The sequence below is a fragment of the Paenibacillus dendritiformis genome (genome assembly GCF_015845845.1).
Lineage (GTDB): Bacteria > Bacillota > Bacilli > Paenibacillales > Paenibacillaceae > Paenibacillus_B > Paenibacillus_B dendritiformis_C.
Genome location: NZ_LDIG01000291.1, coordinates 1 through 8,526 on the forward strand (window position 1 = coordinate 1; position 8,526 = coordinate 8,526).

Genomic DNA, 8,526 nt, shown 5'->3' on the forward strand with positions numbered 1-8,526 from the left:
GGGTCTGTCAAGAGTTTTGTGTAAACGCATTGATGATGAAGCCCCCTCGGGGGCGGTTCGCCCCTTAGCTTAAATGTTGTCCGACCCGATCCGGGAAGAAGATGGAGAGCTGGAGGAGGATTTGTCCCCAGTTCTGCACGCGCCCCGTCCATTTGCGAGTCACATCCATCGTCGCCAGGTACAGCATCTTCAGCAACGCCTCGTCCGTCGGGAAGATGCTCTTGCCCTTGGTCACTTTGCGAAGTTGGCGATGGTAGCTCTCGATGATGTTTGTGGTATAAATCAACTTACGGATCTCTGGCGGAAACTTGAAGAAGGTCGCGAGCTCATCCCAATTGTTGCGCCAGGAACGGATAATGAGCGGGTACTTCGTTCCCCAGACTTCTTCAAAGCGATCCAATTCCACAAGAGCGGCTTCTTCCGTGCTCGCCTTGTAGATCGGCTTCAGATCGGCAGTGACCTTCTTTAGGTCCTTGTAGGACACATAGCGCGTTGAATTGCGAATCTGATGAATGATGCATTTCTGAATCTCCGTCTGTGGATAGCATGCGGTGATGGCCTGCGAGAAGCCGGTCAGGTTGTCCACACACGTAATGAGAATGTCCTGTACGCCGCGATTCTTCAACTCATTCAGCACGCTCAGCCAGAACTTTGCAGATTCATTCTCGCCGATCCAGATGCCCAGAACATCCTTGTTGCCATCCAAATCGATGCCGATGACCATGTAAGCCGCCTTATTGACGATGGCGCCATCTTGCTTCACTTTAAAGTGAATGGCGTCCAAAAATACAACGGCATACACGCTTTGCAGCGGCCGGTTTTGCCATTCTTTGACCAGGGGCATGATCTTGTTGGTGACATTGGAGATAAGCGTAGGGGACACCTCAATGCCGTATAGCTGCTGGAGATGATCCTGAATCTCCCGTGTGCTTACGCCCTTGGCATAGAGCGCAATGATCTGATCCTCAATGCCGGTCACGTTCGACTGATACTTTTTCACCACCAGTGGCTCGAACTCACCTTGCCGGTCGCGGGGCACCGAAATCTCTTGCTCCCCATACTCACTGGTGATCTTCTTGCGGCTCTTGCCATTGCGTGAATTGGAGGTGGTCTTCTCCGCTTTCTCATGCTTCTCATAGCCCAGATGCGTGTCCATCTCGGCCTCCAGCATTTCCTGAATCGTCTCGGCGAACAGATCCTTCAAGGCGTTTTGCGCATCTTTCGCGGTCATGAGCTTGTTCTCTTTAATAAACGCTCGTAGTTGCTCTTTCGTCCATAGTCCCATGTGTTCTCCCAACCTTTCTATTAGTTCCATTTTAATAGGTTTTGGAGTTTACACAAACTATTTTACAGACTCCTTCAGCCATTCAAGGTTTCTTTATTTATGGGCCCACCCAGGGTGGAATGAAGAATAGCACACATAACCCATGTATTTGTTCAAGTGGCATTAAGGCAGTAAGAATCAACTTATTGTGGCTGGCTACAAGGTAGTAAGATTAGTTTCTGGAGCAAGTGACATTTTCTTTCAGGTTCAGGAGAATGGGTTATCTTCAATAGGGGTTACTTATTATTTACATATGGTTTTTAGAACGCTCTGACGGCCTATGCCTATTGACGCGTTCAACCGGACCGCGCAGGTTGAGAAGCCGGATGGCAGCTATGTCCGTCATGAATATGACCCGGAAGGGCTACGCAGCGGCATATGCGAGAACGGCGTCACCAGCCGCTTCGTGTTCGACGGCTGGAATATGCTGAACGAGCTGGACGAGGAGTGGAACGCCAAGGCCTCCTATGTGCGCGGCCATGAATTATTGGCCCAAGTGGACGGCCAAGGAGATGCCTACTACTACCTGAACAACCAGCACGGCGACGTCGTGCACATCACGAACCGGCTGGGCGGCATCGTCAACAGCTACGAGTACGACGCCTTCGGCCATACCTTGTCCGCCACCGAAGGCATCCCGAACCGCTTCCGCTACGCGGGCGAACAGTTCGACCCTGTCACGCAGCAATATTACCTGGGTACTCTGAAAAATTTGGTGCCCTTCAGTTTAAACCACGGCAAATTGAACTGTATGGAAATAGTTTTAACAGGGCAACCAAAGAACTCATTGAAAGTGAGTACATAAACAAGTGTTTATGGTTCGAGAAGAGAGGGCAAAATACACAACCTATAGACATGGCGTTTTTTACCATTCACTCGCGGTGCTACAGCGTACCCTTTTATAGGGACAGCTTACGGCCTTGGACAAGGAAACCTTTGTTATCATTCAGTGGAACAAAACTAATATGGAAAATGGAATTGCATCCTGGGTTGAGGACAGATACGAAATTGAAGAGCCGAAAGGAATAACGTACAACAGTACTTCCCAATTACCGGAATTGCTCGCAGGTCTTTCCCTTCATTTTAGATACATATCCTTATAATTCCATTGACTAGCTAAACGATAGGTATTACTATCCATTGATTGGTATAATTTGATTGATTTTGAACGAAATGTGAACGAACTTAACGAGTAAATGATTGATTTTGATTGAATGTGATTGATTTTTGTTGGCGTTTTCAATACAATAGCGTTGAAGGAGATGATAAGATGTTAACTCCGGAACGACATCGAATTATTATGGAACTGCTCAAGGAAAAGGGAGTCGTCAAGATTCAAGAACTTGTCCATGAGACCGCTTCCTCCGAAGCAACGATTCGGCGAGATCTCAGCCATCTGGAGAGCGAGAATCTCCTAAAGCGGGTTCACGGCGGTGCAGCCTTGCTTCAAGGGAAAGGGATGGAATTTTCTTTAGGTGAAAAATCCACCAAGCAGCTACGTGAAAAAAAACAGATCGCCGAGCTTGCCGTTACTCTTATTCAAGAAGGGGATTGCATTTATCTCGATGCCGGCAGTACCACCTACGAGATGATTCCTCTGCTTGTCGACAAAAAGGTAACCGTCGTCACCAACGGACTTATGCATCTTGAATCTCTTTATGAATATGACATTCAGGCTTATGTCGTCGGGGGCAAGATAAAGGGGCTCACCAAAGCATTAATTGGCAGCCAGGCCGTACGCGGCTTGCAGGATTATAGATTTGACAAATGCTTTCTCGGCACAAACGGCATTCATGAAGAGCTTGGCTATACGACGCCGGATCCCGAAGAGGCCAGCATCAAGAAGATGGCGCTCCATTTATCGGAGAAGAGCTATGTCGTTGCCGACAGAAGCAAGTGGAACAAGGTCAGCTTTGTGCAGTTCGCGGCTATCGACGAGGCAGCGCTTGTTATTGATCAACTGGAACCGGAAGAAGAGAGATCCCTCAACAACAAGACGAAAGTAATAAAGGTTGTGACATAAATGATTTATACAATAACGCTTAATCCTTCGATTGATTACTACGTGTACGTGGACCAATTCCAGGTTGGCGGCTTGAACCGAATGACGAAAGATCAGAAGTATCCGGGCGGTAAGGGCATTAATGTCTCACGGGTATTATCCCGGATCGGCGTGCCGACGAAAGCCCTTGGATTTGTCGGCGGATTTACGGGACAGTACATTGAAGACGGCTTGAATGACGAAGGCATCGAGACCGATTTTGTTAAGGTCGAAGGAGATACCCGAATTAACATCAAGCTGAAGACCGGGGAAGAGACCGAGATCAATGGCGCAGGTCCCGCCATCTCGGAAGATAAGGTCCATGAACTGCTTGCCAAGATTGAGGGGATGAGCAACGGCGACACGCTGGTGCTTGCAGGCAGCATTCCTTCCAGCTTGGATGCAGACTTATACGGCGATATCATGAGGCGCTCCATGGATAAGGGCATTCGAGCCGTTGTCGATATAAGCGGCCAGGCCATGCTCGATCTGCTGCCCTACCGTCCGTTTCTCACCAAGCCCAATCAGCAGGAGCTGGGAGAATTCTTCAATGTGAACATTGACTCCTTGGATGATGTCTTGCACTATGGCCGCCAATTGGTTGATCGGGGCGCACAGCATGTCATCGTCTCCATGGCTGGTGACGGCGCAGTGCTTATCACTCCAGAAGCAGCCTACATGGCGAATGTACCGCAGGGCAAGGTGATCAACTCGGTAGGTGCAGGAGACTCGCTCGTTGCAGGCTTTATCGGATGTTATGCAGTGACCGGCTCCATTCAGGCGGCTTTCGCTTATGGCGTGGCAACCGGCAGTGCAACGGCATTTTCAAGTGACTTGTGCAAGAAGGAATATATTGAAGAACTGCTTCCGCAAATTAAACTGACTCAAGTGGGGGAGAGTACATCATGAGAATTACAGATCTACTGAAGCGGGACACGGTCATCCTCGATCTTCATTCGACGGGGAAAGAAGCTGTTATTGATGAACTGATTGCTAAGTTAGACGAAGCAGGACGTTTAAGCGATCCCAAGGCATTTCGAGAAGCGATTATGCTTCGCGAAAGCCATAGTACAACAGGGCTTGGGGACGGAGTGGCCATCCCTCATGCAAAGACGGCTGCAGTAAAGGTGCCTGCGATATGCTTTGGACGATCCGTCGAAGGCGTGGATTTTGAGTCGCTGGATGAGCAGCCGGCGCATTTGTTCTTCATGATCGCTGCGACGGATGATGCGCATGACACCCATGTCGAGACGCTGTCAAGATTGTTTACGCTGCTGGATGAGAAGATGCGTGAGGCCATGTTGAAGGCGGCTTCGGTGGAGCAATTGCTCAGCATCGTGGACGAGCGTGAACAAGAAGTGCTGGCAGAGCAAGCAGCGGAAGCGGCCAAAGCGGCGGAAGCGGAAGAGAAGGCTCAAGCCGGGAAGAGAGGCGAGGACCAAGCCAAGGCCCAAGCGCCGAGTGAAGCTTCAGCTGCGAATGCTCGGACGGCATCTGAACAAGATCGACCATACGTTATTGCTGTAACGGCTTGTCCGACAGGCATCGCTCATACCTATATGGCTGCGGATGCGTTAAAGCAGAAGGCCAAGGATATGGGCATCGATATTAAGGTCGAGACCAACGGTTCGACAGGTGTTAAAAACGGACTGACCGCAGATGACATTGCCCGGGCTACGGCGGTTATCGTGGCCGCGGATAAGCAAGTCGAGATGAATCGTTTTGCCGGCAAACCTGTGATCCAGGTTCCTGTGGCAGATGGAATTCGCAAGACCGAGCAGCTCATTGAACGGGCGATCAAGCAAGACGCCCCTGTTTACCGCGCTACCGGCGGGAAGACGGAGCAGCAAGAGGGCAGCGGCGGCAAGCGCGGCATATACAAGCACCTGATGAACGGGGTAAGCAACATGCTTCCATTTGTTGTCGGGGGCGGTATCTTGATAGCATTGTCATTCCTTATTGGAGGAATCAACGCCGAGGGTGAGATCGCAGAGCTTCTATCCATGATCGGTAAAGCCGCCTTTATGTTTATGGTGCCGATTCTGGCCGGATTTATTGCAAGCAGTATCGGAGATCGCCCCGCGTTTCTGCCGGGCATCGTGGGCGGTTATCTTGCGGCTCAAGCCGGTGCCGGCTTCCTTGGCGGACTTGTAGCGGGATTCCTGGCCGGTTATGTTGTTGTTCTGTTGAAGCGTTTGCTTCAGAACCTGCCGCAAGCCTTGGAAGGAATTAAGCCCGTTCTGCTGTTCCCGCTGCTAGGGTTGCTTATCGTGGGCATCTTGATGGTTACGGTCGTGAATCCGCCAGTCGCGGCTTTGAACGGCATGATGACGGATTGGCTGAACAGCTTGAGTGGAGCAAATGCGATTCTGCTCGGTCTTATCCTGGGCGGTATGATGGCTGTCGACATGGGCGGCCCGATTAATAAAGTGGCCTTTACGTTCGGGATTGCGGCGATTGAAGCAGGCAACCTCGGTCCCCATGCTGCGGTCATGGCAGGCGGTATGGTTCCGCCGCTAGCGATCGCACTGGCGACAACGTTCTTCAAGAACAAGTTCACCGAGAGCGAGCGGAAGTCTGGCGTAACCAACTATGTCATGGGTTTGTCGTTCATTACGGAAGGAGCGATTCCATTTGCCGCCGCTGATCCGCTCCGTGTACTGACGAGCTGTATTCTTGGATCTGCGATTGCGGGCGGTCTTGCGATGGCCTTTGGCATTACGCTCCCTGCTTCACACGGGGGAATCTTCGTTATCGCTTTAGTTAATAAGCCATTCCTGTATCTTCTTGCGATATTGATCGGTTCGATCGTATCTGCCCTTACGCTTGGCGTATGGAAGAAGAAAGCAACCGTATAATTACATCGCTCCAACTATAACGGCCGTTCCAAGCAGGTGAACTCTCGGAACGGTCTTTTTTCTAATATGGTGCGTCCTTATTTTCTCAGTCGAAATTCCTTTATCTTATTTTCAACAAAATCTTTGAAGTTGTATTGTTTCTTGAGCTTGAACAGCATAATGGCTTGTTCGAAATCTTCCAATGCCGATTCATGCTGATTTAAAAAATAGTGGTTTAACCCTTTTTCATAATACAGCTCTCCAAAAAGATAGAGGGAATTGTATTTCAAGCACTGTTCGATTCCTTTGCTGCAATAGTGTATACAGTTGTGATAGTCCTGATTTCTTGATAACGAACGTGCGAGCGCGTAGATGTTTTTAATAGGCAAGGTCCTGTCCTCGATATAGTAATGCCGATGGATATGGCGGTACGTCCAATGTAAAATGCGCAGAGCCTTGCGGTTTTGGTTGGATTCAGATAGCAAGATGCCAATGCTATTAATAATCGTCAATTCCTGTTCCGAACAAAACTTCAAACATTTGCAGGTTTTTCTTAATGCTCTTTTTAGCATCATTAAGCATGAACTAAAGTCCTTAGAGGAATAGTAGTGAGATATAGCTTTCGCCCACAGGAGGAATTGCTGATCTTCGGGTGCCACAAAAAGATGGCTTTCTTGTTCCAGTATCTTTAACACTTGTCCGAAATCATTTTCTTGAATAAAGGAGTGGACAATAAATTTAATATTATTTTTGTAGGTGCTATTGGAATCGTTATGGATATCAAATAAATATTTGACATTCACTCTTAATTTTTTGGACAGTAAGTATAATATAAAGCCAGATGGAATCTCCCGCCCATTTTCTATGTTGCTGATATGAGGTTGCGTACAAATCCCCTTCGCCAGAGCCTGCTGGCTCAATCCTTGTTTCAAACGCAAGTCCTTAATAATTTTCCCAATTTCAATGGCATTTAACGTATAAACCATATAGTTCTCCCCCTTTACACAATTTTACACTTGATTATCTGATGCTGGAGGAAATATGCCTGTCCTGGTCGGGAATTTCAATTCCTCCTTTTTGTATTTTTCGGAATAATCCAGTTGTATTTTAATGGTTTTTCGGTAAGGTATTTTTACGTTCTTGCCGATATGGCATGGATTCAGAACGATTTCACATTATTGGAACAGAATATAACTATCCTTATTTATCGATCGAATTCGAACCATGTTATCGTTAAATTACAGTTAGAATAACAAATAGCTATATAAGAAAGGGAAAAAGAAATGAATAAGATCGCGAGTGCATTTTTGATTTTCGCCTTATTTTTTGGTTATCAGCAAGCAGCTTCGCCCAACACCGATCCATCACCAACGGCCGTAAAATTGGAACTGCGGAATGACCATCATCTGATTGGAGGGCATTAGGCATGAGGTGCTGATCATCTTAGCAAAAGGGAGGAAACACGAGATGCTTGGAAAAAACAAGAAAAAACTAATCGCTGGCGCTTTAGCCTTAAGCTTGGTCCCGGTAGGGTCTGTACCGGCCATGGCCGCGGATTTCGATCTGAATCGAAGTGCTGTCATATCATCTGCCGCAAGTACGGTTCCGCTTGCATCCGAATCTTATATCGATACGGTGTATTTGAGGATCAAAGAGAGGGACAGGCAGTCAAAATTGACGAACAAGCCTATTAATATGCAAGAACAAATCTTGGATAGCTGGTTCTTGGCTATATAGAATAAACTATTGAACTTCCATAACAGGAGGGTTTTGTCCCATCATTGTCGAATTCAGAAATACCCTGAATGAGGCGGTGAATGAGATGGATAACAAGGAAGCGCTGGCTGCAGTTGAAGAACGAATAAGAACGACGAAGGATCGCCGCATGTACGAGCGACTTCAAACCGTACGTTTACGATTAATGGGCAAGTCTGTACGCGAGATTGCCACGATCATCTGTCGTTCGGAGAAAACTATTCGCCTTTACATCCGCGCCTATGAAAAAGAAGGGTTGTCGGGCTTGGCCATGCAATTCTCTCCCGGGCGATCCCCACGCCTGACGAAAGAACAGCGGGACGCATTGAAGCAAGTCATTGTGAACCAGGTGCCAGCAGACGTTGGATTCACCGCCAAATTCAATTGGACGTTGCAACTGATAGCAGACTACATTGAGCGTACGTATGGATGTACCTATTCGCTGCGCGGCGTTTCGAAGATGATGGAACATATGGGCATGAGCTATACGAAACCGACGTATACGCTTGCCGCTGCAGACCCTGTTAAACAACAACAGTTTGTCGAAGAAACGTTTCCGGCTCTAAAAA

At 48.1% G+C, this 8,526-nt stretch carries 8 protein-coding genes; 6 read left to right on the plus strand and 2 right to left on the minus strand.

All coding sequences use genetic code 11. From position 1 onward, the window contains the following. Positions 1-64 precede the first annotated feature (64 nt). A complete protein-coding gene (locus ABD76_RS28020) occupies positions 65-1,285 on the minus strand; it encodes an IS256 family transposase (RefSeq protein WP_197255154.1) in 1,221 nt (406 codons plus the stop codon). Positions 1,286-1,604: 319 nt separating this feature from the next. Between ABD76_RS28020 and ABD76_RS28025 the strand changes: the two genes are divergently transcribed. The 4 genes from ABD76_RS28025 (at position 1,605) to ABD76_RS28040 (ending at position 6,223) form a co-directional block, all read left to right on the plus strand. Continuing rightward, complete coding sequence (locus tag ABD76_RS28025; RefSeq protein WP_197260153.1) at positions 1,605-2,129, plus strand: RHS repeat domain-containing protein; 525 nt, start codon at positions 1,605-1,607, stop codon at positions 2,127-2,129. A 465-nt stretch (positions 2,130-2,594) separates the two neighbouring features. Next, positions 2,595-3,347: a DeoR/GlpR family DNA-binding transcription regulator gene (locus tag ABD76_RS28030; protein WP_206765841.1), complete on the plus strand. Its 753-nt coding sequence runs from the start codon at positions 2,595-2,597 to the stop codon at positions 3,345-3,347. Then, on the plus strand, positions 3,348-4,274 hold the full coding sequence (pfkB, locus tag ABD76_RS28035; RefSeq protein WP_197260154.1) for a 1-phosphofructokinase: 927 nt from the start codon (positions 3,348-3,350) through the stop codon (positions 4,272-4,274). It abuts the gene before it with no gap. Then, positions 4,271-6,223 (plus strand): PTS fructose transporter subunit IIABC, encoded by a 1,953-nt coding sequence (locus tag ABD76_RS28040; protein ID WP_197260155.1) that lies wholly within the window; start codon positions 4,271-4,273, stop codon positions 6,221-6,223. The genes pfkB and ABD76_RS28040 overlap by 4 nt, the downstream gene beginning before the upstream one ends. 77 nt (positions 6,224-6,300) lie before the next feature. On the opposite strand, the gene ABD76_RS28045 is transcribed toward ABD76_RS28040, so the two are convergent. Beyond that, a complete protein-coding gene (locus ABD76_RS28045; protein WP_197260156.1) occupies positions 6,301-7,188 on the minus strand; it encodes a helix-turn-helix domain-containing protein in 888 nt (295 codons plus the stop codon). Between the two features lie 297 nt (positions 7,189-7,485). On the opposite strand from ABD76_RS28045, the gene ABD76_RS28050 reads away from it, so the two are divergent. Together ABD76_RS28050 and ABD76_RS28055 are read left to right on the plus strand one after the other, a co-directional pair. Further along, complete coding sequence (locus ABD76_RS28050) at positions 7,486-7,626, plus strand: hypothetical protein (protein WP_197260157.1); 141 nt, start codon at positions 7,486-7,488, stop codon at positions 7,624-7,626. Positions 7,627-8,024: 398 nt separating this feature from the next. Further along, positions 8,025-8,526, plus strand: a 502-nt coding sequence (locus ABD76_RS28055) for an IS630 family transposase (RefSeq protein WP_197256132.1), incomplete at its 3' end; no start/stop codon positions are given.

Bases quoted from the DNA above. Each gene is read 5' to 3' on its own strand.
- ABD76_RS28020 (WP_197255154.1), bottom strand. From the start codon at position 1,285: ATGGGACTATGGACGAAAGAGCAACTACGAGCGTTTATTAAAGAGAAC.
- ABD76_RS28025 (WP_197260153.1), top strand. From the start codon at position 1,605: ATGCCTATTGACGCGTTCAACCGGACCGCGCAGGTTGAGAAGCCGGAT.
- ABD76_RS28030 (WP_206765841.1), top strand. From the start codon at position 2,595: ATGTTAACTCCGGAACGACATCGAATTATTATGGAACTGCTCAAGGAA.
- pfkB (WP_197260154.1), top strand. From the start codon at position 3,348: ATGATTTATACAATAACGCTTAATCCTTCGATTGATTACTACGTGTAC.
- ABD76_RS28040 (WP_197260155.1), top strand. From the start codon at position 4,271: ATGAGAATTACAGATCTACTGAAGCGGGACACGGTCATCCTCGATCTT.
- ABD76_RS28045 (WP_197260156.1), bottom strand. From the start codon at position 7,188: ATGGTTTATACGTTAAATGCCATTGAAATTGGGAAAATTATTAAGGAC.
- ABD76_RS28050 (WP_197260157.1), top strand. From the start codon at position 7,486: ATGAATAAGATCGCGAGTGCATTTTTGATTTTCGCCTTATTTTTTGGT.